We start from the raw sequence: 25577 nt of genomic DNA on the forward strand, positions 1-25577 counted from the left end.
TGGTTAGAACATTTAGGGGGAGAACATGGAGAAAAATAAGAGTGGTACAAAAATATTGGATCGATTGATTACTTTAGTTGTTTCATATAGCATAGCATTTTCTATTTTTGCACTCGCAACAACGGCAGTTATCTATGGAAAATGGCTGTATTATTTTGAAATTGATTTTTTAAATATTCCTGATTTAGCGGATATGACGAAGGATGAAATTAAAAGAAATTACGATGTGCTTATTACATATTTATCCCCGTTTTATGACGGAGCATTACATTTGCCAACATTAGATATGTCCACAAATGGCCGTATTCATTTTGTAGATGTTAAAAATATTTTAGTAAAGATTCAATATGTGATGTATGCGACAATTATGATTGCAGTGATAGGCGGAATTTATTTATTAAAAAAGAAAAATGAAAAGTTTTTACTGCATGGATCGATTTTAACAATCATTTTTCCGATAGCGCTTATGTTACCAATTGCTATTAATTTTGAAAAGAGTTTTGTATTATTCCATAAACTTTTATTTAGTAATGATTATTGGGTTTTTGATCCTGAAAAAGATCCAATTATATTAATGTTACCAGAAGAGTTCTTTATGGATGCTGCGTGTGCTATTTTATTATTCATTTTAGGTGGTAGTATACTTTGTTACAGTTTATATCGATATTTCGTAAAAAAGAAAAGGATGTCACAGAAAAAATTCTCTGCTTAAAGAGAATTTTTTTCTTTGTAAAATGATAATATATTTTTCGGTCTAGTTCTGTTCTATTCTTGTCCAAATTAACATATTTTGTACTAGTAGTTATAGGGGGGACCGGGATGAAGAGAACATTAATTGGATTGATAGCATTTCTAATTATAATGTTTCCGTTACGTATATATGCTGAAGAGTGGAATGAGCTAACAGGGTTGTTAGACGACTCGTTACAGTTAGTGAAGCGTAATGAAGATGAAAAAGCGGTACAAGTATTACAACATTTCTCGGAGCAATTTTTAATAAAGGGGAATGAAAAGAAGCAGGAAGTAACACCAGATCAAGTTAGAGTTATTTCTTTAGCTTACGATAAGGCGCAACAATCGCTCTCTGAAGAAGGTTTAGGTAAGCAAGCTAAAATTGATAATGTGCTGGCATTACAACTTGCTGTTGATGCACAAGTATCGAAATATCAACCACTTTGGATGGAAAGAGAAAGGAAAGTAATGGATGCCTTTTCTCAAATGGAAAAAGCGATGGAAAAAGAAGATGCTGGGCAGTTTCAACAAACGTTAAATACGTTTTTAAATGAATTCAATATTATTTATCCAAGCTTAATGATTGCTTTGCCAGAAAACGAGGTTCAGCGTGTAAATGTTCATTTATCTTATTTAGATGAATTTCGTAACGTTATGTTAAAAACGAAAGGCGGCCAAATGCAATTAGGGATTATTAAAGGGGATTTGCAAAAGATATTTCACACAGTAAAAAAAGATGAAATTGCACCCTCTCTCATTTGGTTTATGACAATTACTGGGGGACTTATTTTCTTCACATTAACTTATGTTGGATGGAGAAAGTATAAAGGAGAGAGAGAAAAAAGAAAAAGTAATGTACATTCTAAAAATAGATAATGCAATAAATAAAGATATGGATTGTAAGGTTTATTCATTGACAATAGTAGCAGAAGAAAATAGAATGAGAAGTACTATAATTAAAACTTCAATGGAGGTTCATGATGTTTTATTTAATTTACTTCGCGATCATAATGATCATACCGTTGTATGCACAGTCAAGAGTACGTAGTGCCTATAGCAAGTATTCACAAGTTTATTCAACATCAGGTATGACAGGAGCGGAAGTGGCTCGAAAAATTTTAGATGAAAATGGATTATACAACGTAGCTGTAGAAGAAACACCAGGTCATTTATCAGACCATTATGATCCAACCGCTAAGACGGTTCGATTATCAACAGATAACTATTATGGACATTCAGTTGCTGGTACAGCAGTTGCAGCACACGAAGTAGGACACGCAATTCAAGATGCAAAAGATTATAAATTTATGCGCGTTCGTCATTCGTTAGTGCCAGTTGCAAACTTTGGTTCGAATATGTCTTGGATTTTCGTCCTAATCGGTATATTTGCACAAATGTCTGGTTTGTTGTTATTAGGTATCATTTTAATGGCAGCAGGTGTTGTGTTCCAGCTCGTTACATTGCCAGTTGAGTTTGATGCGTCAAAGCGCGCAATGCAACAAATTGAAGCGTTAGGTATTGTATCAACAGATGAATATGGGCAAGCTCGTAAAGTATTAAATGCGGCAGCATTAACATATGTAGCAGCTGCAGCTGTAGCGGTATTTGAATTATTACGTCTCGTATTAATGTATACTGGTATGCAGCGTAGCGACGACTAAAGACTATCAATTTTGATAGTCTTTTTTTGTTGTATGGATTGAATTATATAATGTATTGCAAATAGAAATAATAGAAGTAATGCGGAAAGGCGGTGGGGGGAAATGAAATATCCAGACCATTTAGTAAAACAAGTGCAAGAGCGCAGTGCTCCTTATCAACTAGAAGGTTTTTTAAGTGGACAAGGTCCTGAAAATCCCAAATTTATGTTGTTAGGAGAAGCGCCTGGTGAAACAGAAATTCATAATGGGATTCCGTTTAGCGGGAGGGCGGGAAAACAATTAATGGATTTTTTAGAGCGTATTGATGTTACAAGGGAAGAAGTATATATTACGAGCGCTGTTCGAAGTAGACCTTATAAATGGCGAGAGAAAAAAGAAAGAAATGGTGAAATCATACAAAAAAAGTATAATAGAACGCCAAATCAGGGAGAAATAGTTGCCCATGCGCCTTTGTTAGATTATGAATTAGAGAAAATACATCCGAAGCTTATCGTCACGCTTGGAAATATCGGTCTTCAACGTTTAACAGGAAAAAATAAAAAAATCACAGATGTACACGGGCAATTATTAAAACAGCCCATTCAAAAATTAAAGGATATGCAAAGTGCAGAGTTTACATGGTCAGAGAAAGAATATCATGTTTTTCCGACTTTTCATCCAGCTTCCATTTTTTATAATCGGAGTTTATTGGAGCTTATTCATGAGGATTTTGAGAAGCTTAAAAGACTTGTAATAAAAAACTAGAAAAGCTAAGGCGCTTTTCTAGTTACATTTAATTATGTAAAGGGTTTTTATTTTCATCTAACGTAAATCCTTCACCAACTACATCATGTACATCACTTACAGCGACAAAAGCATGAGGATCTACAGAAGTAATGATATTCTTTAATTTCACGATTTCATTTTTAGCAACAACGCAATACAATACGTTACGTTCCACTTTTGTATACGATCCAACAGCTTTTAAAAAGGTTGCTCCGCGCTCCATTTCAGATAAAATTTTGGCAGCAATTTCATCGTTTTTCTCTGAGATAATAGTCGCTCCTTTGGCAGCATAAGCTCCTTCTTGCATAAAATCAATGACTTTAGCACCGATAAAAACAGCAACTAGCGTATACATGCCCTCGCGGTATGATAAATAGGTAAGAATAGAGACTACGATAACGACAGCATCAAACATAAACATTGTTTTCCCCATACTCCAGCCAACATATTTGTGAGCTAGTCGTGCGATAATATCTACACCGCCAGTAGTCCCGCCATATTTAAATATTATTCCAAGGCCGATACCGATAAATGCCCCGGCGAATAAAGCTGCGAGTGTCATATCATTTTGCAAGTTTAAATGTAAGTTGAGTACTTCGTAACGCTGGAAAATCCATAGAAATAAAGATACGCTAAAGGTGCCAATTAATGTATATAAAAATGTCGTTCTGCCAAGTAACCTCCAACCAATAAAAAATATAGGGATATTTAAAATTAAGTTTGAGTAGGAAGGATCAAACTTAAATAAAAAATACAATAATAGTGTAATACCAGTAAACCCACCCTCTGCAAGGTGGTTTTCAATATTGATATTGACAATACCGAAAGAAAATATAGCGGAACCGATTAAAATAAAAATAATATTTCGCATCTTCAATTTTGATGTCATATAGAAATCCCCCTAATTATGTAATGATTGCATTGCTCCGCTGAAACAGTAAAACATAATAATAAGTAATTTCTAGTTGCTAGTGAAAATAGTAAGAATTTGATTGGTGTGGGCTGATCTTTTGCGAAAAGCACAAAAGAAGGTTTCACTTTATCCCGCTCTAACGGCTGGTAGGAGATGAAGCAAAGAACCAGCCGTAGGAACCCGATTAGTTCAACTAATCTTTTGCAAAAAGCGCAAAAGAAGTTTCACTTTACCCCGTACCAACGGCTGGTAGGAGATAAAGCTCTGAAGAAAGGAGAACCAGCCGTAGGAACCCGATTAGTTCAACTAATCTTTTGCAAAAAAACGCAAAAGAAGTTTCACTTTATTATAGTCTATCCAAAAATGGGTCGCAAATAGGTGTTTGGCGGGGAATAATATTTGTCAAATCGCGATGAATTGGCTAACATGAAAGAGGAAGGATTAGAGGTGAATAGTATGGAAGCAAAAACGATGAAAGATATGCAGAAAGAAGTAGATGCATATATTGGTCAGTTTAAAGAAGGTTATTTCAGTCCGCTTGCAATGATGGCTCGTTTAACGGAAGAAATGGGAGAGCTTGCAAGAGAGGTAAATCATTATTATGGTGAGAAACCGAAGAAAACAACTGAAAAAGAAAGAAGTATTGAAGAAGAGCTTGGAGATGTATTATTTGTTATGATTTGTATGGCAAATAGTTTAAATATTGATTTAGAGACAGCACATAACATTGTAATGAATAAATTTAATACACGTGATAAAGATCGCTGGACACGTATTGATGAGGGAGAGAAAGAATAATGAAAGAAATTAAAGTAATTATCGCCGGACCAAGAGGACGTATGGGACATGAAGCAGTTCTTCTTATGGAAAGAACGGAACATTTTAATTTAGTAGCAGCAGTGGATTATAAGCATGGTGGTGAGAAGATTTCTGATTTACCTGGCATGCCAGCATTACATGCACCGATTTACGCTGATTTACATACTTGTTTAGATGAAGTAGAAGCAGATGTGTTGTTAGATTTAACAACACCAGAAGTGGGGAAACAACACGTTACACTTGCAGTTGAGCGTGGACTTCGTTCGGTTATTGGTACAACTGGATTTACAGAAGAAGAATTGGCACGTTTAACAGAGAATGCAAAAGAAAAAGCAGTAGGAACAATTATTGCTCCAAACTTTGCAATTGGTGCAGTTCTTATGATGAAATTCTCACAAATGGCAGCGAAATATTTCCAAGATGTTGAGGTAATTGAATTACATCATGATCAAAAATTAGACGCACCATCTGGTACAGCTGTAAAAACGGTAGAGTTAATTCGTCAAAATCGTGAATCAAAGCAGCAAGGTCATCCAAAAGAAGTAGAGCAACTAGCAGGTGCACGTGGTGCAAATGTAGACGGTATTCACATTCATAGTGTACGTTTGCCAGGGCTTATTGCACACCAAGAAGTAATGTTCGGTGGAGATGGACAAATGTTAACAGTTCGTCATGATTCATTCAATCGTGCATCATTTATGTCAGGTGTAAAACTATCAATTGAGACAGTAATGAACCTTGATCATCTTGTGTACGGTTTAGAAAATATTATCGACTAAAGGGGAGACAACGGATGAAAATTGCCTTAATCGCACATGACAAAAAGAAAAATGATATGGTTTCGTTTGCATACGCATATAAACCAATTTTTGAACAACATGAATTATTTGCAACAGGAACGACAGGGCTTCGTATTATGGAAGCGACTGGATTAGTTGTAACAAGATATCAATCTGGCCCTCTTGGTGGAGATCAAGAAATTGGTGCAATGATTGCAAAGAACGACTTAGATATGGTGATTTTCTTCCGCGATCCATTAACAGCACAGCCGCATGAACCGGATGTGAATGCATTGCTTCGTTTATGTGATGTATATGCGATTCCACTTGCAACGAATATGGCAAGTGCTGAAATGTTAATGCACGCATTAGAGCGAGGAGATTTAGATTATCGTAAGTTAAGAAAATGAGGGGAACAATTATGAGTGGATTACATATATTAGCGTTTGGTGCTCATGCCGATGATGTTGAAATCGGCATGGCTGGTACCATCGCTAAATATACAAAGCAAGGGTATGAAGTAGGTATTTGTGATTTAACAGAAGCTGATCTTTCTTCAAATGGAACGATAGAGTTGAGAAAAGAAGAAGCGAAGGTTGCAGCTCGTATAATGGGAGTAAAAACGAGGCTGAATTTAGCGATGCCAGACCGTGGTTTGTATATGAAAGAAGAGTATATACGTGAAATTGTCAAGGTGATCCGTACATATAAACCAAAACTAGTTTTTGCACCGTACTATGAAGATCGCCATCCAGATCATGCAAATTGTGCAAAGCTTGTGGAAGAGGCTATTTTTTCAGCAGGAATCCGTAAATATATGCCGGAACTTTCACCACATCGTGTGGAGTCTTTTTATAATTATATGATTAATGGTTTTCATAAACCGAATTTTTGTATAGATATAAGTGAGTACCTCTCTATAAAGGTGGAAGCATTAGAAGCGTATGAAAGTCAGTTTTCAACAGGGAGCGATGGTGTTAAGACACCGTTAACAGAAGGTTACGTTGAAACTGTAATCGCTCGTGAGAAGATGTTTGGAAAAGAAGTTGGAGTCTTGTATGCCGAGGGATTTATGAGTAAGAAACCGGTTTTATTACATGCTGATTTATTAGGGGGATGTAAATGAAATTAAAAATAGGTATTACATGTTATCCTTCTGTAGGTGGTTCTGGAGTTGTTGGAACAGAATTAGGAAAGCAATTGGCGGAACGTGGGCATGAAATTCACTTTATTACATCGGGTTTACCATTCCGGTTAAATAAAGTATATCCAAACATTTATTTTCATGAAGTGACGGTAAATCAATACTCTGTATTTCAATATCCACCATACGATTTAGCGTTAGCAAGTAAAATGGCCGAGGTTGCACAAAGAGAAAACTTAGACATTTTACATGTGCATTACGCAATACCACATGCAATTTGTGCATATTTAGCAAAACAAATGATCGGAGAGCGTATTAAAATTGTTACAACCTTACATGGAACAGATATTACTGTGTTAGGTTCCGACCCTTCGTTAAATAATTTAATTCGTTTTGGTATTGAGCAATCAGATGTTGTCACTGCTGTCTCGCATTCATTAATTAACGAAACACATGAGCTTGTAAAACCAAGTAAAGAAATTCAAACGGTATATAACTTTATAGACGAACGTGTATATTTCAAGCGTAATATGTCTCAATTAAAGAAAGAATACGGTATAAGTGAGAGTGAAAAAGTACTTATTCATATTTCGAATTTCCGTAAAGTGAAACGTGTGCAGGATGTTGTTCAGGCATTTGCTAAAATTGTTAAAGAAGTAGATGCGAAGTTGCTTCTTGTTGGAGACGGACCAGAATTCTGTACGATTTTACAGATAGTGAAGAATTTACATATTGAAGATCGCGTTTTATTCCTAGGGAAGCAAGATAATGTTGCAGAACTACTTGCGATGAGTGATTTAATGTTGCTTCTATCAGAGAAGGAAAGTTTTGGTCTTGTTTTATTAGAAGCAATGGCGTGTGGTGTACCTTGTATCGGAACGCGGGTTGGAGGTATTCCAGAGGTTATTCAACACGGGGAAACAGGATATTTATGTGAAGTTGGCGATACAACAGGAGTGGCAAATCAAGCTATTCAGCTATTAAAGGACGAGGAACTTCACCGTAATATGGGAGAACGAGCAAGAGAAAGTGTTTATGAGCAATTTCGCTCAGAAAAAATTGTTTCACAATATGAAACGATTTACTATGACGTACTAAGGGATGACAAAAATGGAAAGATTTAAAAAAGCTAGTTCTATTATTGAGACATTAAAGCAACAAGGACATGAGGCTTACTTTGTTGGTGGGAGCGTACGAGATCTTATTATCGATAGGCCGATTGGAGATATTGATATTGCGACATCTGCTCTACCAGAAGAAGTGATGGCTATATTCCCAAGAAATGTTCCTGTTGGTCTTGAGCATGGAACTGTAATTGTTGTAGAAAATGGTGAGCCTTATGAGGTAACTACTTTTCGAACAGAAAGCGAATATGAAGATTTTCGAAGACCTAGTAGTGTTCAATTTGTTCGTTCATTAGAAGAGGATTTAAAACGTCGTGATTTCACGATGAATGCAATTGCTATGACAGAAGAAGGCAAAATGGTTGATTTATTTGCTGGACAGGAAGCCATTCAACAGAGAAAAATTGTGACAGTTGGAAATGCTGCGGATCGTTTTCAAGAAGATGCCCTGCGAATGATGCGTGGTATTCGGTTTGTAAGCACGTTAGGTTTTTCATTAGAAATGAAAACGAAGCAAGCGATTGAAACGCATGGGCATTTGCTAGAACATATAGCAATTGAGCGTATTACAGTAGAGTTTGAGAAACTGTTAACTGGTACATATTGTGTGAAAGGTCTCAAAGAATTAGTAGAGACGAAGCTATTTTCTCATTTGCCATATTTACAAATGTCAGAAGAGAGACTGTTAAAAGCTACGCAGTATAAATGGGATTCTTTCGAAACGGATATTGAGGCGTGGGCATTTTTCTTATATTGTATCGGAGAAGAACATCCATCTGTCTTTTTACGTCAATGGAAGTTTTCGAATAAAAAAATAAAAGATATTGTTGCAGTTTTATTGGCAATTCGTACTAGAAAGGAGAAGGATTGGGATACAGTCCTTCTTTATAAAACGGGAATTCATATCGCTGAAATGGCAGAGAGAGTACATGAAGCGATGATTGAAAGCTATGACCCTACATCTGTTGAACGAGTACAATTAATGTTTCATGCATTGCCAATCCAGGAACGTCAAGAAATGAATGTGACTGGTAATGATTTATTAAACTGGGCAAACAAAAAGCCTGGTCCGTGGGTTGCTGAAATGCTTCAGAAAATCGAAGAAGCAATCGTACAAGGAAACGTAGTTAATGAGAAAGAGCGTATAAGGGAGTGGCTGCAAGGATGCAATCTACTATAAGAAAGCAGTTATTGCAAGTTTTTTCTGAAGCGGATGGCGAGTTTGTATCCGGCCAAACAATTAGTGATAAACTTGGTTGTTCAAGAACTGCTGTGTGGAAACATATGGAGGATCTCCGGAGTGAGGGATATGAACTTGAAGCTGTGCGCCGATTAGGTTACCGAATTGCAAGTAAGCCAGACAAAGTGACTGCTAATGAAATTCAGTTAGGGCTACAAACGAAGCGGATTGGTAGAACAGTGTATTTTGAAGAAACTGTTGAATCAACGCAGCACATTGCAGCAAAACTTGCTTATGAAGGTGCAGAAGAAGGAACTGTCGTTGTAGCAGAAGAACAAACAGCGGGAAGAGGTCGTTTAAGCAGAAAATGGCATTCACCAAAAGGAACAGGGATTTGGATGAGTATTATTTTACGCCCGTCAATCCCAGTTCATCATGCACCGCAACTTACTTTGTTAGCGGCTGTTAGTGTTGCACAGGCAATTGAAAAATGTACAGGTGTAAACGTAGGAATAAAATGGCCAAATGATATTTTAATTCAAGGTAAAAAGGCTGTAGGTATATTAACAGAAATGCAAGCGGATCCTGATAAAATTAATGCTGTCATTATGGGCATCGGTATTAATGCGAATCAAAAGCAAGAACATTTTGATGAAGAAATTCAGCACATCGCTACTTCATTAGCGATTGAATCAGGTAAGCCGATTGTTCGTGCAGAACTTATGCAACAAATCTATTTACAACTAGAAAAATTATATGAAGAATATTTACAAAATGGTTTCTCTGTCATTAAAATTCTTTGGGAAAGTTACGCTGTGAGCATCGGGAAAGAAATTACCGCTCGAACGATGAGAGAGACAATTACGGGGTTAGCAAAAGGAATCACAGAGGATGGTGTATTACTTCTGGAGGATCATGAGGGGAAAGTACATCATATTCATTCTGCAGATATCGAAATTAAGTAAAAGAAGTTCCTCTTTTGGAACTTCTTTTTATTTCAATAGTTTTGAGTTGAATTTGTAACATGATAATAAATTCTTTTCATATTTAAAGTTCATTTCAAAATAGCTTCCGTCGAGTTGACCTGGCATGTTATTTGACGATTACTTTGCCTGTCATTCCTTTAAGAAGATGGTATCGACATATTAATTCATATGTACCAGTATTTTTAGGTTTCACGGTAATATTCTTTTCTTTTCCTGACTGGACTACGACGTCAATACCGAGTTTTTTCACTGTAAAGGTGTGCTCGTTTTTACCTTTATTTTTCAATAGTAATGTTGTTGATCCTTCAAGCGGAATCGTGATGACATTTGGATTAAAGTAATCATCATTTAGTTCAACCTCAATCACTTTCGTTAAATCGGTGGGTTGTGTTACGACATGAACTGAGGCAAATACTTGGGAGGATCCTAAAGACATCCACCATACAATCATTACAAGCAAACTGCTGAATCGAAATAACCACCTGTTCATAGACATCTGCAATTCTCCTTTGTTAAGTACTTTCCTCAATTAACCTGCATCATTAGTTTAAGAGTTATACTATATAGTTAAATTGATTACAGAAAAAATTAACTTGGACTTTTTTAACATGCGTTGAAAAAACATGTATCTTTTCAGGATTGAATTATCCATAAAAACTGTATAGCATATATACTCTCTTGTTAAATTTCATATACCGTAATAAGAATAAAAAATTATTTTTTCGAAAAAATGTAGTAATTCCTTTTTGTAGTTTGCTATAATTAGTTCGAATGTGGGCAGTATCAGAGCGAACTGCACCATGATTCGAAGTCATACGAAAAATAATAACTTGGATTCTGCCTTGATCCAATAACGGACTGGGACAGAGGGATGAATAATGCCGACTAACACACAACCCTTCTGCCCTTTTATGGCCAGAGGGGTTTTTTTATATGATTTCGGCCATCTCCTCTCTCCTGCATAAAGGAGGAGTAGTTTTTGAAAACAAAAACAGATTTTTTGAAGATGAAAGAGCAAGGTGAGCCGATTACAATGCTAACGGCGTATGATTATCCATCTGCTAAATTAGCAGAAGAAGCTAAAGTTGATATGATTCTAGTTGGAGATTCTCTTGGAATGGTTGTACTCGGATACGATTCAACAGTACCTGTAACAGTAGAGGATATGATTCATCATACGAAAGCTGTACGCCGCGGAGCGAAAGAGACGTTTATTGTAACTGATATGCCATTTATGTCGTATCACGTATCATTACAAGAAACGATGGTGAATGCACGCCGCATCGTTCAAGAGAGCGGGGCACACGCACTGAAGGTAGAAGGTGCTGGAGAAGTTATATCGACGATTCAATATTTGACGAACGCAGGAATTCCTGTTGTAGCGCATTTAGGTTTAACCCCTCAATCTGTAGGAGTGTTGGGTGGATATAAAGTGCAAGGAAAAGATGCGGAGAGTGCAAAAAAATTAATAGAAGATGCAAAGAAATGTGAAGAAGCTGGTGCAATAGCGCTTGTGTTAGAATGTGTACCAATGCAGTTAGCAGAACTTATTTCAGAGCAACTAACAATACCGACAATTGGGATTGGCGCAGGACAAAAAGTAGATGGGCAAGTGCTTGTTTATCATGATCTTATCTCATACGGCGTAAATCGTGTTCCGAAATTTGTGAAGCAATATACGTCTGTTCAAGAGGAGATTGTGCGTGGGATTTCACAATATGTTACTGAAGTAAAGACAAGGCAATTTCCTGAAGAAAAACATTCGTTCACAATGAAAGAGGAAGAATGCTTAGCGTTATATGGAGGAAAACAATAATGAAAATCGTAACTACAGTGCAAGAGATGCAGCAAATTACGAGCGAACTTCGTGCAAGTGGAAAGAGTATTGGTTTTGTTCCAACAATGGGTTATTTACATGAAGGCCATGCTACTTTATTACGTAAGGCAAGAGAAGAAAATGAAACTGTAGTTTTAAGTGTATTTGTAAACCCACTACAATTTGGCCCAAATGAAGATTTAGATCGATATCCTCGTGATATTGATAGAGATGAAAATGTAGCAAAAGAAAACGGTGTAGATTATTTATTTTATCCGAGTGTAGAAGAAATGTATCCAGCAGAACAAACAACAACGGTAGAAGTTGTGAAGCGCACGGACGTATTATGCGGTCAACAAAGACCTGGTCATTTTGCTGGTGTTGCAACTGTACTAATGAAACTATTTAATATTACGCTGCCAAAGCGTGCTTATTTCGGTATGAAAGATGCTCAACAAGTTGCAGTAATTGAAGGGTTTGTAACTGATTTCAATATTCCAGTTACAATCGTACCAGTTGATATTGTAAGGGAAGAAGATGGTTTAGCGAAAAGTTCTCGTAACGTGTACCTATCACAAGATGAACGTGAAGAAGCTCTTCATTTATACCGCAGCCTATGTATAGCGAAAGAAAGAATTGAGGCAGGTGAACGTAATCCCGAAATCATTACAAATCTTGTGAAAGAGTATATTGAGACGCATACGAAAGGCACTGTAGATTATGCAGATTTATATGCATATCCGTCATTAACAATGGTAGAGAAAGTCAAAGGAAGAATCATTTTAGCTATTGCAGTTAAGTTTGAAAATGTAAGATTAATTGACAATATAACATTAACAGTTAAATAAGGGGGAGCATCTATGTTTCGCACAATGATGAGAGCAAAGTTACATCGTGCAACTGTAACGGAGGCAAATTTAAATTATGTAGGTAGTATTACAATTGATGAAGACTTAATGGATGCAGTAAATATTGTAGAAAACGAAAAAGTCCAAATTGTAAATAATAATAATGGTGCTCGCTTAGAGACATACGTTATTAAAGGGGAACGCGGTAGTGGTGTTGTTTGTTTAAACGGTGCTGCGGCAAGGCTTGTACAACCAGGGGACAAAGTAATTATTATTTGTTATGGGCTAGTTACGGAAGAAGAGATTCATAAACAAGAACCAAAAATTGCAGTATTAGACGATAATAATCAAATTATTGAAATGTTAGGTGCTGAAAAAGCGGGTACGATATTATAAGTAGAAAGGCTATCTCCATTGCGGAGATAGCTTTTTTGTGCATCTTTTCATTAAGATGAGATAAAACGTGGTATAGTAACATTATATAAATTATTGTTGTTTGAAAGGTAAGAAATTGAGGTGTTACATATATGAGTAAGCGTTATGTCGTTGTTGATTTAGAGACGACAGGGAACTCCTGGAAAGATGGGAAGGATAAAATTACCCAAATTGCAGCTGTTGTAGTAGAAGATGGAGAGATATTGGAGATTTTTTCGTCTTTTGTTAACCCAAAGAGAGAGATCCCACCATTTATTACAGAATTAACAGGGATTGATGAAAGTCTTGTAAAACAAGCCCCGTTATTTCAAGATGTAGCCCCGATGATTGTTGAGCTATTACAAGGTGCGGCTTTCGTTGCGCATAATGTTCACTTTGATTGGAATTTTTTAAATGAAGAATTAAGGCAAGCTGGATATACAGAAATACATTGTCCGAAAATCGACACGGTTGAATTGGCTCAAATTCTTTTGCCGACAGCCGATAGTTATAAATTACGTGATTTAGCTAAGAAGCATGAACTAGAGCACGATCAACCACATCGTGCGGATAGTGATGCTCTTGCAACAGCGGAATTATTTTTACAATTTTTAAATGAAATTGAAAAGTTACCACTTGTCACGTTGCAATCGCTTTATGAATTAAGTGATGTGTTCCAAAGCGATATAGCTGATGTGCTTTCTGAAAATATTTTAAAGAAAGTAATGCACGGTAAAGAAGATATAGCGGAGTATGAAATACATCGAAATATTGCGCTGAAAAAGCGGAACTATTCCTTAAACCTTGGAGAAACGTGTTCATCAAAGTTTGATGCTTTCTTGAATAAAACGATGGATAAATTGGAATCACATATGCCAAAGTTTGAAAGAAGAGAAAGTCAACAACTGATGATGAAAGAGATATATACGGCGTTAAGAGATTCTCGTTTTTCACTAATTGAAGCGGGTACAGGAACAGGAAAGACTCTTGCTTATTTGCTTCCTAGTCTTTATTTTGCAAAGAGAAAAGAAGAACCTGTCATTATAAGTACACAAACGGTACAACTCCAACAACAAATATTAGAAAAAGAAATTCCGTTATTACAAAAAATAATGCCATTTTCATTTGAGGCAGCTCTTCTAAAAGGAAGAAAGCATTATTTATGCTTACATAAATTTGAGTATGCTTTGCAAGAGGAAGAAAAAAATTATGATATGGCACTTACGAAGGCGAAGATTTTAGTTTGGCTATTGCAAACTGAAACAGGTGATCGAGACGAATTAAATATTCCTGAGGGCGGAAAGTTACTTTGGAATCGTATTTGTAGCGATGCGTATAGTCCAGGCGGTATGCAAAGTAATTGGTTTAGTCGTTGTTTTTATCAGCGAGCGAAGAATAAAGCTTTATTTGCAGATATCGTTATTACAAATCATGCGTTATTATTTCAAGATTTTTCAAGTGAAGAACCGTTGTTTGCTTCATGCGAACATATTATTTTTGATGAAGCTCACCATATTGAAGAAGCTGCGAGTAGAACATTGGGTGAACAGTTCTCTTGTATGTATTTTCAATTGGTTATATCTCGTCTTGGGACGCTAGAAACAGAAGATGTACTCTCCAAAGTATATAAAATGATGAAAAAATCAGAGCAAGCATCTCGTTCAACTTTCCGTATGATAAGTTATAGTTTGAAGGAACTTAAGTTTGATGCGGATGAACTCTTCCAAATGTTACGTACTTTTATATTTAAACAAACAAAGCAAGAGCAAGGAACGAATAATATGCCGCTCATCTATAGGTATAACGCAGAACTAGAAAAAGGTAAGTTGTGGGATAGTATCGTCGAATTAACAAATCGTTTTATATATGAATTAAGAAGGGTAGTAACTGCTCTTGAGAAGCAAGTGGATATATTGCAAAGTAAGTTAGAATGGGAGATGCATGTTGTAACAGGTGAATTTATGCATTTAATTGAGTTGCTGAGAAAGATGGCAGAATCATTACAGTTACTCGTATTAGAAAAGAATTCGTATGTAACTTGGATGGAGACTGAAACGAAAGGGACGATTCATTCAACAGTTCTATACGCACAGCCTGTCCATATTGGTGAAAGATTTGCTGATGAATTTTTAACAGAAAAAAAGAGTGTTATTTTTACATCCGCAACACTAACAGTTAACGATACGTTTGATTATATAAAAGAGGAACTTGGTTTACATGATTTCGCTCCAAATACATTAAAGGTTCCGTCACCATTTCGTTATGATGAACAGATGAAATTAATGGTTTCAACGGATGTACCTTTTATTAAGCAAGTAAGTAATGAGCGATATATTGAATCTGTATCGGAACATATTGCAAAGATAGCAAAAGCCACAAAAGGCAGAATGCTCGTTTTATTCACTTCGTATGAAATGTTAAAAGAAGCGTATGCGAATTTAAAAAATAATGATGAATTAGAGGGTTATTTATTACTCACCCAAAGTGTGAATAATAGAAGTCGAAGCCGCTTAATTCGAAAGTTTCAAGAGTTCGACAAATCAATTTTATTAGGGACGAGCAGTTTCTGGGAAGGAATAGATATTCCTGGAGATGCCTTAAGTTGTCTTGTTATAGTCCGTCTACCATTTACACCTCCTCATCAGCCGATGATGGAAGCGAAAGGTGAGTGGCTAAAAAATCAAGGTGAAGATGTATTCGCTAAATTAGCGCTCCCACAAGCAATATTACGTTTCAAACAAGGATTCGGCCGCTTAATTCGAACGAATACAGATACAGGAACGGTAGTAGTGTTAGATCGTCGTTTGACGAGTTCTTCCTATGGAAAACGATTTCTACAATCGATTCCTAACGTACCTCTTTATGAAGGACCATTAGAAGAATTGTTAGTACAATTAGAAGAACCATCAAATGAATAAAAATGGAAGAAAAATACGCCTGAAGTACTTATAAACTTCAGGCGTAAAAAATGTGGGTAGGAGGAATTTTATTTTTCTTACTTCTTGTATACAAAATGTGTTGGTTTTCGACTTGAAACCTTTTTTTGCTGTACATGTCCTGCTATAATAGATGGGTGATGAAGCAGGGGTTGTAAAGAATGTACTCTTATTGTAACCGCATTGCGTTCTTCTATAATTAGAAATTTTTGTGTAACGGAGGAGTTTTTTCATGGATAAGAAAATCGAAGTACTATCAACGACGCGTATTAAATATTCGTCGGATTTGTATAAAATTGTTGATAGTTTAAATCGTACGTTAAAAGAGCAGGACCTCATGTTCGGACTAGCATTAGACGAAAAAGATAAAGAAACAGCTGTATTTACGATTTACAGAACGTAGTGATACAATGAAAAAGTGGATCTTTGCAATCATTATTGTTATCGTTGCTAGCGGAATATATGGGGCGTATGTTTATAATAAAGCGATGGGAAAGAAAATTCCAAAAGAGTCGAAATTTGTAGAAATTGCTAAAGAAAAAGCAAAGCTTACAAAGGTGAAATCTGTTGATTATTACAACGGAAAATCTGCATATATAGTCGTGCAAGGTACAGATGAAAAGGGAGAACAACTTATCGTTTGGGTGCCTGAGAAAAAAGGGGATACTGTAGTAAGGAAAAAGAGCGAAGGTATTTCTGAAAAAGAGGCTATACAAAGAACAATAGAGCAAGTCGGCAATGAAAGTAAGGAATCAAAAAGTAAGCCGAAAGAGATTATGAAAGTGAAATTAGGCTTTGAAAATGATGTACCACTATGGGAAGTTACATATATTGATGATGACAATCGTTATAGTTATTACTATCTTGAATTTAAAGATGGAAAATTTTTAAGACGATATAGCATTGAAAAATAGATGTAGGGGGAACTACAAATGAAATTAGCAAAGCGAGTAGCTGCTTTAACACCGTCTTCAACTTTAGAAATTACAGCAAAGGCACAAGCATTAAAAGCAGAGGGTCATGATGTAATTGGATTAGGGGCAGGGGAACCTGACTTTAATACACCAGAGCATATTATGGATGCTGCACATAAAGCGATGTTAGAAGGGCATACGAAGTATACACCAACAGGTGGATTACAATCGTTAAAACAAGAAATTGTGAAGAAATTTACTCGCGATCAAGGTATTGCGTATGATCCATCTGAAATTATTGTATGTAATGGTGCAAAGCATGCATTATATACATTATTCCAAGTATTACTTGATGAGGGAGATGAAGTTATCATCCCAACTCCTTACTGGGTAAGCTATCCAGAGCAAGTAAAGCTTGCTGGCGGTAAGCCGGTTTATGTAGAAGGTTTAGAAGACAATGAGTACAAAATTACAGCAAAGCAGCTGCGTGAGGCAATTACAGAGAAAACGAAAGCAGTTATTATTAATTCACCGAGCAATCCAACAGGAATGATTTATAGCAAAGAAGAATTACAACAGCTTGGAGAAGTATGTTTAGAACATGATATTTTAATCGTTTCTGATGAAATTTATGAAAAATTAATTTATGGTGGCGTAGAATATACTTCAATTGCCCAGCTTTCTAATGCATTAAAAGAACAAACACTTATTATTAATGGTGTATCTAAATCTCATTCTATGACAGGATGGCGTATTGGATATGCTGCAGGAAATAAGCAGCTTATTAAAGCAATGACGAATTTAGCGAGTCATAGTACGTCAAACCCTACTTCAATCGCTCAATACGGCGCAATTGCGGCATATGCAGGCTCACAAGAACCTGTGGAAACAATGCGTCAAGCCTTTGAAGAGAGATTAAACATCATTTATGATAAATTAATTCAAATCCCTGGCTTTACTTGTATTAAACCGCAAGGGGCATTTTACTTATTCCCTAACGTAAAAGAAGCTGTAGCTTTATCAGGATATGCAACAGTTGATGATTGGGCAAAAGCTCTATTAGAAGAGGAAAAAGTGGCTCTTGTACCAGGTACAGGATTTGGTGCTCCAAATAATGTTCGTTTATCATATGCGACATCTCTTGAACAAGTAGAGAAAGCATTAGAGCGCATCCATACATTTATGAAAAGTAAAGTGCAAGCTTAATTTTATATTTCATTCATGTAATATAAAAAACCTCCCTATTAATGGGGAGGTTTTTTTGACGGATTGTGGCAAAAAGAAATAGCTAAAGGTGTGTTATACTAGAGAGCGAGGTGTTTGGTGATGAAAAAGAAAATGATGTTACAGTGGTTTGAGCAGGGAAGCATTGCAATTCCAAAATTGCTTATGATGCATTATAAAAAATTAGGTTTAAATGAGACGGAATTTATGGTTGTACTTCATGTACACACATTTTTAGAATCAGGTAATTCGTTTCCGACTCCTTCAGAGATTTCTGAACGGATGACGATAACGGAAATGAAATGTATGGAAGTAATTCAGACGTTGATTCAAAAAGGTTTTTTATCACTAGAAGGTGGACAAAGATCAGAAGCGATGATGTGCGAAAGTTATTCTTTACAACCGTTATGGGAAAAAATATTACATTTCTTAATGGATGAATCAATAGAGGAAGAGCAAAAAGAAAAAAAACAGCTACAAGTAAATTTATATACAGTATTTGAAAAAGAATTTGGAAGACCACTTTCGCCGTTCGAATGTGAAACGTTAGGGATGTGGGAGGACCAAGATCAACATCATCCAAATTTAATTCAAGCGGCTCTTAGAGAAGCTGTAATGAGTGGAAAACTAAATTTCCGATATATTGATCGTATTTTATTTGAGTGGAAAAAGAATGGAATTAAAACGGTAGATCAGGCTCAAAATCAAGGTCAAAAATTTAGAGCGAATCAACAAAGGGCACAACAAATGACAAAACAAGAGACGAAATTTACTGGAAAAGTGCCTTTTTATAATTGGTTGGAGCAGTAATATAGGAGGAAAAATATGCTTAACAAAACGCAAATCCGTTATTGTTTAGACACAATGGCGGATATGTATCCAGAAGCACATTGTGAATTGGTTCATGATAATCCATTTGAACTTGTAATCGCGGTGGCGTTATCTGCACAATGTACGGATGTACTTGTAAATAAAGTGACAAGAAATTTATTTCAAAAATATAAAACACCAGAAGATTATTTAAGTGTTTCTCTAGAAGAATTACAACAAGATATACGCTCTATCGGATTGTATAGAAATAAAGCAAAAAACATTCAAAAATTATGCCGAATGTTATTAGATGACTATAATGGAGAAGTACCGAACGATCGAGATGAACTTACGAAATTACCAGGTGTAGGAAGGAAAACAGCGAATGTTGTAGTTTCCGTAGCGTTTGGAATTCCGGCAATTGCTGTTGATACACATGTGGAGCGAGTGAGTAAACGATTAGCTATGTGTAGATGGAAAGACTCTGTGTTAGAAGTAGAAAAAACATTAATGAAGAAAGTACCAATGGATGAGTGGGGAGTTACACATCATCGTATGATTTTCTTTGGACGTTATCATTGTAAAGCACAACGACCGCAATGTGAGGAATGCAGACTGTTAGAAGTATGTCGTGAAGGAAAGAAGCGAATGAAGGTGAAATAAAGGATGGAACGAGTTATAGAAATACCGAAAGAATTTCACTGTTTACCATTTTTTAAAGAAAGTGTAAATTTAATTAAGTATCATACAGACAATTCTTTTGAAGAGATAATACAAAATACTTACTTTATATTTGATATTGAAAGACAGTATGAGCCATGGAAGGAAATTGAAAACAGCATTCCAGCGATGTTGAATGTATGGAAAAATAAGCATGAAGACATTGCTATACTGTTTCGAAATAGAAATAAGCAAGAGGCTGAGGGACCAATGATTCTTTTTGCAGCTCACTTGTTATCGGTTGTCTATTGGCTAAATGAACAACCTGTTCATAGTTTGAATGAAATGCAAATAAATACGAATAAATTAAAAGTGCAACCTGTTAATTTTATGGAAAGATATTCATTCATTATAAAGAAACCGAGTAATTATCATTCTTATATTCAATTAGCGCAGTTGTATATCGAAATAGAAAAGCTGTATGTAAAGAAAATGATAACAAAAAAGAAGTCCGCTTCTCGTTAAGAGAAACGGACTTCTTTTTTGTATATTAGGACTCTGTTGTAACAACAGCACCGTCTGCGTGAGGTGTATCTCCTCCGGGATTTTGGTGTTGCTGTTCTTGTTGTTTCTTAGCCTCTTCTTCAGCTTTTTTCTTGGCCTCTTCTTCAGCTTTCTTCTTAGCTTCTTCTTCAGCTTTTTTCTTAGCTTCTTCTTCAGCTTTCCTTCTAGCTTCCTCATCAGCTTTCTTTTGAGCTTCTTCTTGCTGTTTACGTTGTTGTTCTTGCTGTTTACGTTGTTGTTCTTGCTGTTGCTGTTCTTGTTGTTTCTTAGCCTCTTCTTCAGCCTTTTTCTTAGCTTCGTCTTGTTTTACTTTATCTTCATTAGCCTTTTTCTGGGCTTCCTCATCAGCTTTTTTCTTAGCTTCTTCATCGGCCTTTTTCTTAGCCTCTTCTTCAGCTTTTTTTGCATCTGGAGTTCCGCCAGGCGCAGTGAAGGATGCACCAACTGCTGGGCTTGTGCCAGTACCTTTTTTCGCTACTACAGAGAAGCTGTAAGTAACACCTGGTTTAATACCACCAAGAGTAGCTGTCGTACCACTTATTGATAGGCTACCACTTGAACCGTCAGTTGCTTTATAGCTGGCTGCATATGCATCAACTTCTGCTGGTCCAGACCAGTTTAGTGTAACTGTGCTAGCGCCATCAAAAGTGACATTCAGACCACTAGGGGCATCTACTTTAATTTGTTTAATTGCATCTTTTTTCGCACCTTTTACGTATAACTCTCCGTTTATTTCTTGTACAGAAGAAGGACGTTCAAAGCGTGATTTATCTGTAGCGAATTTGCTCATCATTACTTGGAACATTTGCTGTGCAATTCTAGTGGAGCGATCGCTAACATAATTTTTTGGACCATCTTTTTCGTAACCGGTCCAAACAGCCATTGTGTATTGTGGCGTATATCCAGCAAACCAGCTATCTCTGTTTGCATCAGCTGGGATGTCATATTTTTGAAGAACTGATTCATCAAAGTTTTGTGTTCCTGTTTTACCTGCTACGTCAACACCTGAAACGTATGCTGTTGGACCTGTACCACCAGAACCAGGTTTTACTACGTCACGAAGAACGTCAGTAACCATATATGCTGTATAGTCTTGCATTGCGCGATGTTCTTTCGGTTTAAAGCTTTTCTTTTTCCCGTCCGGGAAGGTTACTTCTTTTACGAAGTGTGGTTTATTATAGTTACCACTATTACCAAAGGTTGCATATGCACCTGCTACTTCTAATGGAGAACTATCGTTACTACCGATTGCTGTTGATTCGTAGACTTTTCCTTCTTTAAAGGTCATGCCTAAACCTTCAGCAAATTCTTTTGACTTATTAAGACCAACTGTTTGTGCTGTCTTTAAAGCTGGAATGTTTAATGACTTTTTCAAAGCTTCACGTAGTGAAACGTCACCTTTGTAACTCTTTGTTGCATTTTGTATTTTCTTACCATTGGAATACGTATACTCTGAGTCGTTTAATTGATGGTATGTAGACCATTGTAAATTTTCAATTGCCGGACCGTAGTCGAAAATTGGTTTCATTGTTGAACCAACTTGGCGTTTTAAATCAGTTGCCATATTATGACCTTTGAAAGTAGACTTACTTTCTTTACGTCCAGCACCAATTGCTCGAACTTCTCCAGACTGTGTATCCATAAATACGAATGAACCTTGGAATTGATCGTCCGGATACTTAATAAGATTGCCATCCATAATTTTGTCGGCGTAATCTTGAGCATCTTGATCAAGTGTTGTATGAATCGTTAAACCATCTGAACCGATATTTACATCAGGATATTCTTTTTCAACTTCTTTTACAACCGCATCTAAAAATGCTTGATACTTCATCTCAGTTACTTCTGAAGACGGTTGAAGGCCCTCAGTTACTGGAATCTTAACGGCGTTATTCATTTCTTCTTTTGTTATATAACCATGTCGATTCATTAATGATAATACGACATTACGACGATTTGTTGCTCGTTCAACATTTTCCTTTTTTGTTGGATCATAAATGTTTGGACCTTGGGGTAAACCAGCGAGCATAGCAGCTTCATGTAATTGCAAGTCTTTTAAATCTTTACCATAATATTTTTGCGCTGCTGTCGCAATACCGTATGAACGGTTACCTAAATTAATCTTATTTAAGTACATTTCTAAAATCTCATGTTTAGAGTATTGTTGCTCTAATTTGTAAGATAAGTACCATTCTTGCACTTTTCTTTTAGCAGTTTTGTCCATCGTTAGAAAGTAGTTTTTAACGACTTGCTGTGTAATCGTACTACCACCTTGGGAACCGAAACCACCAGTGACATTTTCCATAACTGCTTTTGTAGTTCGTTTAAAATCAATTCCATTATGATCATAGAAACGCGAATCCTCAGTTGCAAGAAATGCATTTTCAACTACTTTTGGAATTTGATCATAAGTAACATGTGTTCGTTTTTCAGCACCGTATTCATAGAAGAAATTTCCGTTTTTATCGAGAAACTTTGTTGATAAAGGATTAACAAGTTTGGATTTGTCTAATTTTGGAGCGTCCTTTACCATAACAAAGAAAGCGGAAACGCCGGCTACAAGACCAACGATACCAAGAAGTAGACAACCTATAAGGAATTTCTTGAAAAAGGAGCCTTTTTTCTTTGGTTTTTCTTCTTTATGTGTTTTTTTCTCTTGATTTTTCACATGATTTCGTTCTGTACGAGAACGATAATTATCTGACATTATACTTTCTCCTACCTTTCATTCTCTCCCCCAAAAGTCGAAAAAAGAGCCTTAGTGATGACTCTATCACGAAAAATAAACCATGTCTAGTACACGGATATAGTCAATCCGAGGGTGATAACCGCATGATAATAAGGATCCATGCTCTTCTATTTCTTCTTTCGTAATCGACTTGCGTCCACCAGTATTTTGACGATTCCAAAATGCAATAATATGTTTTGCATCTAGTAAATAAAATTCATCAAAAAGTGTAAATTTAATAATAACAAATGCAATTCCATTATGAGCAACCACTTGCTTCATATGTTCAATTTGATGAAGGTGGAAGTTTTGAAGTGGGAAACTAGTTTTATTTTTGGTTTCCTTTGCTTCAAAATCGATGTATTTCCCTTTGTATACACCGTTGTAATCTGTTGTAGAAGGTTGTTTAAAATACGCTTCTTTTACCACTGCAGCACTTCGAGCGGGGTAATCTACTTTTACAATTTGAAGAGGTGTAGGCTTTTTATGTACACATGCAATATTATGGGTTAAGTAATATTGATTTGTTTCATTCAATTCCTCTTCAAGGGACATACCTCTATTACTATAAGTATGTGTTTTTATAGGTGTTTTTTGAGGTTGTGAAGCTTGATTATACCTTTTTCCATTTGGGTAACGAATGGTCATAGTGTGTCCACCCCCAACTTGCTAAGAATTACTTACAAAGGTGATTATATCAAAAAATGAAAAAAGATGTGACCTTTTTGATGAAAGGTATGATGACTTATTTATGTTTACATGGAATGATTATATGAAAATTAAACAAAATCGAGAAAAAAATTTTTGTACAGAGGAAGAAAAAGCAATCATTCACAATATTAAAAAGAAAACAGAAATAGCTAATGTGGACAATATTTCTCGGACACAATCTTATCAAGAATATTATTTAAGAAATAGTGAAATCAGGTGGGCCTTTTTAGCGAGTATGGTTTCGAGAAATGCGGGCTGGAATATGACTGATTTAGAAGGGAGATATTATGCTACTGTTTTACCTAGAACGGTAAAAAAACATTTATTTCTTCTGTACGAACAGGCTAATTGGATTATTTTTTTAGATGCATTTCCTCAGCTATTATTGTATGAGGAAAGTAAGAAGAGACATGCACCTCTCTTTCATTTGTTGCAATACTTCAATGTATCAATTTTTATGGAAAAAGAATGGTTACTTTTCTGGGAAAGAAGAGATATGAATAGACTTATGACAGCGCTTATTATAAATGAACAAAATAAAATTCAAAAACCAGTCATTGAGAACACATATTTTAAAAAACATGTATTCCATACTGCGCTTTTTAAAGTACAAGAAAGACTTCATATTAGTGCAGTTATCTTCCCAACAATTGAAGGGAGAATGTATGGGTTTTCGGTTTATCAATTTGAAACGTTACAAAAGCGTATAGAACTAGGAAAAAAATTAGCATGGTTATTGTTTCATCCAATTTATAATGGTTCGTTTTATAAGTTTGCACTGCAAACTACACATACTGGGTCTAGAGAAGATTATGAAGTTTACGCAAAGGAAACTCGAAAGTCTTATACGCCAACACTTAGAGATATTTATCCTGTTATTTTACATGAAGAAATAAAAATGAGAGATTGGTTTTGTGCAAATATGAAAATGAATGTGCTATTTGTACTTGAAGAACCTAAAGGGGAAGTTAATATAACAGAATGGTATAGAAGAAAGAGAGAACAAATCTATAGGCTATCTATCGTAAACCGTTTTGCTAAAAGAATCGATGAGTTCATGATATAATAAAAAAGAAGTCCCGTCTTCCATTTTGAAGACGGGACTTCTTAATTTGAAAAAATCCTGCTATGCGTGCTACAACTTTAATTTCAAAACGTAATGCTAGTAGGAGATTAAGGATGATTTGAAATTTAAATGTTCGTAATAAAGTCTCGCTTTATGTAGCAGGGAAGTTTGGACCATCTAGCTTTGGATTGCCAGTCTCGGGTTTATTTTGTTGTTTGTTTTGGTTTTTCTTTTTTTCATTTTTGTTCTTTGCCATTGTAATACACCTCCTTTTTGTATTGTTACCATTTCTATAAATGACATACGAAATGATTTCTTTGACGAATAACAACTAGTTTTGTCATGTGGGCAGGAGTGGTGAATCATTCGGCGAAATTACATGACAAAGGAAAAGCAAAGAAGGAGGCGTTTTGTATATGGCGATGGTTCAGAAAGAAGATGTAATGAAAAAAATGGATCAAATGTTAAGTTCTCTCGATTTGCTGGAAATGAATATAGGGATTAGAATGAATCATGCGTTAAAGGATGCGAGTGAAAAAATATGTAATAAGATAGAAATAACAGAAATGCATATTGAACATATGGAAAATAAATTAGTGCATCACGAAGAAAAAGGGAATTGGGTGAAGACATTTCAAAACGTCGTAGTGAGTGCATAATAAGGTGGGAAAGAAATGAAGAATGAAGCATTAATACAGTCTTCAGAAAAACTCATGCAGTATAATAATGAAGCGAATGAAAAAAAAAGAGAACTAACTGAATACGACTTTTATAAGGATATGA

Annotated in this window: 28 protein-coding genes and 1 pseudogene; 24 read left to right on the plus strand and 5 right to left on the minus strand. The window is 35.8% G+C overall.

Annotated features, from left to right (window positions below):
* The first annotated feature begins 25 nt into the window (after nucleotides 1-25).
* From ACQGS6_RS03605 to ACQGS6_RS03620, 4 genes are all read left to right on the plus strand, one after another.
* Nucleotides 26-712, plus strand: coding sequence for a TIGR01906 family membrane protein (locus tag ACQGS6_RS03605; RefSeq protein WP_426964884.1), 687 nt, complete (start codon nucleotides 26-28; stop codon nucleotides 710-712).
* Nucleotides 713-819: 107 nt separating this feature from the next.
* Complete coding sequence (gene ypjB, locus ACQGS6_RS03610) at nucleotides 820-1608, plus strand: sporulation protein YpjB (RefSeq protein ID WP_000831583.1); 789 nt, start codon at nucleotides 820-822, stop codon at nucleotides 1606-1608.
* Between the two features lie 101 nt (nucleotides 1609-1709).
* Nucleotides 1710-2393: a zinc metallopeptidase gene (locus tag ACQGS6_RS03615; protein WP_058839490.1), complete on the plus strand. Its 684-nt coding sequence runs from the start codon at nucleotides 1710-1712 to the stop codon at nucleotides 2391-2393.
* 102 nt (nucleotides 2394-2495) lie between these two features.
* On the plus strand, nucleotides 2496-3137 hold the full coding sequence (locus ACQGS6_RS03620; protein WP_000876871.1) for a uracil-DNA glycosylase: 642 nt from the start codon (nucleotides 2496-2498) through the stop codon (nucleotides 3135-3137).
* A gap of 28 nt (nucleotides 3138-3165) precedes the next feature.
* Here the strand turns inward: ACQGS6_RS03620 and ACQGS6_RS03625 are convergent, their stop codons facing one another.
* Nucleotides 3166-4047 (minus strand): YitT family protein, encoded by an 882-nt coding sequence (locus tag ACQGS6_RS03625; RefSeq protein ID WP_000202121.1) that lies wholly within the window; start codon nucleotides 4045-4047, stop codon nucleotides 3166-3168.
* A gap of 480 nt (nucleotides 4048-4527) precedes the next feature.
* Between ACQGS6_RS03625 and ACQGS6_RS03630 the strand changes: the two genes are divergently transcribed.
* From ACQGS6_RS03630 to ACQGS6_RS03660, 7 genes are read left to right on the plus strand one after another with little or no spacing between them, the layout of a single operon-like run.
* Nucleotides 4528-4869, plus strand: a complete 342-nt coding sequence (locus ACQGS6_RS03630) for a nucleotide pyrophosphohydrolase (protein WP_002108639.1) — start codon at nucleotides 4528-4530, stop codon at nucleotides 4867-4869.
* Nucleotides 4869-5669, plus strand: coding sequence for a dihydrodipicolinate reductase (gene dapB, locus ACQGS6_RS03635; RefSeq protein ID WP_000658809.1), 801 nt, complete (start codon nucleotides 4869-4871; stop codon nucleotides 5667-5669). Before ACQGS6_RS03630 ends, dapB begins: the two co-directional genes overlap by 1 nt.
* 14 nt (nucleotides 5670-5683) lie before the next feature.
* Nucleotides 5684-6079 (plus strand): methylglyoxal synthase, encoded by a 396-nt coding sequence (mgsA, locus tag ACQGS6_RS03640; protein WP_000684765.1) that lies wholly within the window; start codon nucleotides 5684-5686, stop codon nucleotides 6077-6079.
* Nucleotides 6080-6090: 11 nt separating this feature from the next.
* Nucleotides 6091-6795, plus strand: a complete 705-nt coding sequence (gene bshB1, locus ACQGS6_RS03645; RefSeq protein ID WP_000015673.1) for a bacillithiol biosynthesis deacetylase BshB1 — start codon at nucleotides 6091-6093, stop codon at nucleotides 6793-6795.
* A complete protein-coding gene (gene bshA, locus ACQGS6_RS03650) occupies nucleotides 6792-7937 on the plus strand; it encodes an N-acetyl-alpha-D-glucosaminyl L-malate synthase BshA (RefSeq protein ID WP_000768305.1) in 1146 nt (381 codons plus the stop codon). Before bshB1 ends, bshA begins: the two co-directional genes overlap by 4 nt.
* Nucleotides 7924-9117 (plus strand): CCA tRNA nucleotidyltransferase, encoded by a 1194-nt coding sequence (locus ACQGS6_RS03655; protein WP_025967076.1) that lies wholly within the window; start codon nucleotides 7924-7926, stop codon nucleotides 9115-9117. Before bshA ends, ACQGS6_RS03655 begins: the two co-directional genes overlap by 14 nt.
* The gene (locus ACQGS6_RS03660; RefSeq protein WP_001192063.1) at nucleotides 9102-10082 is read left to right on the plus strand and encodes a biotin--[acetyl-CoA-carboxylase] ligase; all 981 of its coding nucleotides are present in this window, start codon (nucleotides 9102-9104) and stop codon (nucleotides 10080-10082) included. The genes ACQGS6_RS03655 and ACQGS6_RS03660 overlap by 16 nt, the downstream gene beginning before the upstream one ends.
* Nucleotides 10083-10209: 127 nt before the next feature.
* On the opposite strand, the gene ACQGS6_RS03665 is transcribed toward ACQGS6_RS03660, so the two are convergent.
* On the minus strand, nucleotides 10210-10599 hold the full coding sequence (locus ACQGS6_RS03665; RefSeq protein ID WP_000062393.1) for a cupredoxin domain-containing protein: 390 nt from the start codon (nucleotides 10597-10599) through the stop codon (nucleotides 10210-10212).
* Nucleotides 10600-11082: 483 nt separating this feature from the next.
* Between ACQGS6_RS03665 and panB the strand changes: the two genes are divergently transcribed.
* From panB to ACQGS6_RS03715, 10 genes are all read left to right on the plus strand, one after another.
* Nucleotides 11083-11919, plus strand: coding sequence for a 3-methyl-2-oxobutanoate hydroxymethyltransferase (gene panB, locus ACQGS6_RS03670; protein WP_000853122.1), 837 nt, complete (start codon nucleotides 11083-11085; stop codon nucleotides 11917-11919).
* Entirely contained in the window at nucleotides 11919-12767 is an 849-nt protein-coding gene (gene panC, locus ACQGS6_RS03675; RefSeq protein WP_000707027.1) for a pantoate--beta-alanine ligase, read from the plus strand. Before panB ends, panC begins: the two co-directional genes overlap by 1 nt.
* A gap of 12 nt (nucleotides 12768-12779) precedes the next feature.
* Complete coding sequence (gene panD / locus ACQGS6_RS03680) at nucleotides 12780-13163, plus strand: aspartate 1-decarboxylase (RefSeq protein WP_000490182.1); 384 nt, start codon at nucleotides 12780-12782, stop codon at nucleotides 13161-13163.
* A 131-nt stretch (nucleotides 13164-13294) separates the two neighbouring features.
* Nucleotides 13295-16099: an ATP-dependent DNA helicase DinG gene (gene dinG / locus ACQGS6_RS03685; RefSeq protein WP_000044957.1), complete on the plus strand. Its 2805-nt coding sequence runs from the start codon at nucleotides 13295-13297 to the stop codon at nucleotides 16097-16099.
* Nucleotides 16100-16349: 250 nt separating this feature from the next.
* Complete coding sequence (locus ACQGS6_RS03690) at nucleotides 16350-16520, plus strand: YpmA family protein (RefSeq protein WP_000358352.1); 171 nt, start codon at nucleotides 16350-16352, stop codon at nucleotides 16518-16520.
* A 7-nt stretch (nucleotides 16521-16527) separates the two neighbouring features.
* A complete protein-coding gene (locus ACQGS6_RS03695; RefSeq protein WP_000758739.1) occupies nucleotides 16528-17031 on the plus strand; it encodes a DUF5590 domain-containing protein in 504 nt (167 codons plus the stop codon).
* An 18-nt stretch (nucleotides 17032-17049) separates the two neighbouring features.
* Nucleotides 17050-18237, plus strand: coding sequence for an aspartate transaminase AspB (gene aspB / locus ACQGS6_RS03700; protein ID WP_000761571.1), 1188 nt, complete (start codon nucleotides 17050-17052; stop codon nucleotides 18235-18237).
* Between the two features lie 120 nt (nucleotides 18238-18357).
* Nucleotides 18358-19065: a DNA replication protein DnaD gene (dnaD, locus tag ACQGS6_RS03705; protein WP_000728552.1), complete on the plus strand. Its 708-nt coding sequence runs from the start codon at nucleotides 18358-18360 to the stop codon at nucleotides 19063-19065.
* Between the two features lie 15 nt (nucleotides 19066-19080).
* Nucleotides 19081-19728 (plus strand): endonuclease III, encoded by a 648-nt coding sequence (gene nth, locus ACQGS6_RS03710; RefSeq protein WP_000933034.1) that lies wholly within the window; start codon nucleotides 19081-19083, stop codon nucleotides 19726-19728.
* Between the two features lie 3 nt (nucleotides 19729-19731).
* Complete coding sequence (locus ACQGS6_RS03715) at nucleotides 19732-20250, plus strand: YpoC family protein (protein ID WP_000442650.1); 519 nt, start codon at nucleotides 19732-19734, stop codon at nucleotides 20248-20250.
* A 25-nt stretch (nucleotides 20251-20275) separates the two neighbouring features.
* Here the strand turns inward: ACQGS6_RS03715 and ACQGS6_RS03720 are convergent, their stop codons facing one another.
* Together ACQGS6_RS03720 and recU are read right to left on the minus strand one after the other, a co-directional pair.
* Nucleotides 20276-22996 (minus strand): PBP1A family penicillin-binding protein, encoded by a 2721-nt coding sequence (locus tag ACQGS6_RS03720; RefSeq protein WP_426964885.1) that lies wholly within the window; start codon nucleotides 22994-22996, stop codon nucleotides 20276-20278.
* A 66-nt stretch (nucleotides 22997-23062) separates the two neighbouring features.
* The gene (recU, locus tag ACQGS6_RS03725) at nucleotides 23063-23665 is read right to left on the minus strand and encodes a Holliday junction resolvase RecU (protein WP_000155598.1); all 603 of its coding nucleotides are present in this window, start codon (nucleotides 23663-23665) and stop codon (nucleotides 23063-23065) included.
* Between the two features lie 103 nt (nucleotides 23666-23768).
* On the opposite strand from recU, the gene ACQGS6_RS03730 reads away from it, so the two are divergent.
* Complete coding sequence (locus ACQGS6_RS03730) at nucleotides 23769-24794, plus strand: DUF2515 domain-containing protein (RefSeq protein WP_000495653.1); 1026 nt, start codon at nucleotides 23769-23771, stop codon at nucleotides 24792-24794.
* Nucleotides 24795-24945: 151 nt separating this feature from the next.
* Here the strand turns inward: ACQGS6_RS03730 and ACQGS6_RS03735 are convergent, their stop codons facing one another.
* Nucleotides 24946-25125 carry a hypothetical protein gene (locus ACQGS6_RS03735; protein ID WP_001987054.1) on the minus strand — a complete coding sequence of 60 codons (180 nt, stop codon included), beginning with the start codon at nucleotides 25123-25125 and terminating at the stop codon, nucleotides 24946-24948.
* An 85-nt stretch (nucleotides 25126-25210) separates the two neighbouring features.
* Here ACQGS6_RS03735 and ACQGS6_RS03740 point away from each other — a divergent pair, with 85 nt between their 5' ends.
* Both ACQGS6_RS03740 and ACQGS6_RS03745 read left to right on the plus strand, forming a co-directional pair.
* A complete protein-coding gene (locus ACQGS6_RS03740; protein WP_001252036.1) occupies nucleotides 25211-25453 on the plus strand; it encodes a hypothetical protein in 243 nt (80 codons plus the stop codon).
* 15 nt (nucleotides 25454-25468) lie between these two features.
* Nucleotides 25469-25577: pseudogene (locus tag ACQGS6_RS03745) on the plus strand (YppE family protein); the annotation flags it as partial.

The sequence above is a fragment of the Bacillus sp. GMs2/2 genome (assembly GCF_050172095.1).
In the GTDB taxonomy this organism is placed as follows: domain Bacteria; phylum Bacillota; class Bacilli; order Bacillales; family Bacillaceae_G; genus Bacillus_A; species Bacillus_A cereus.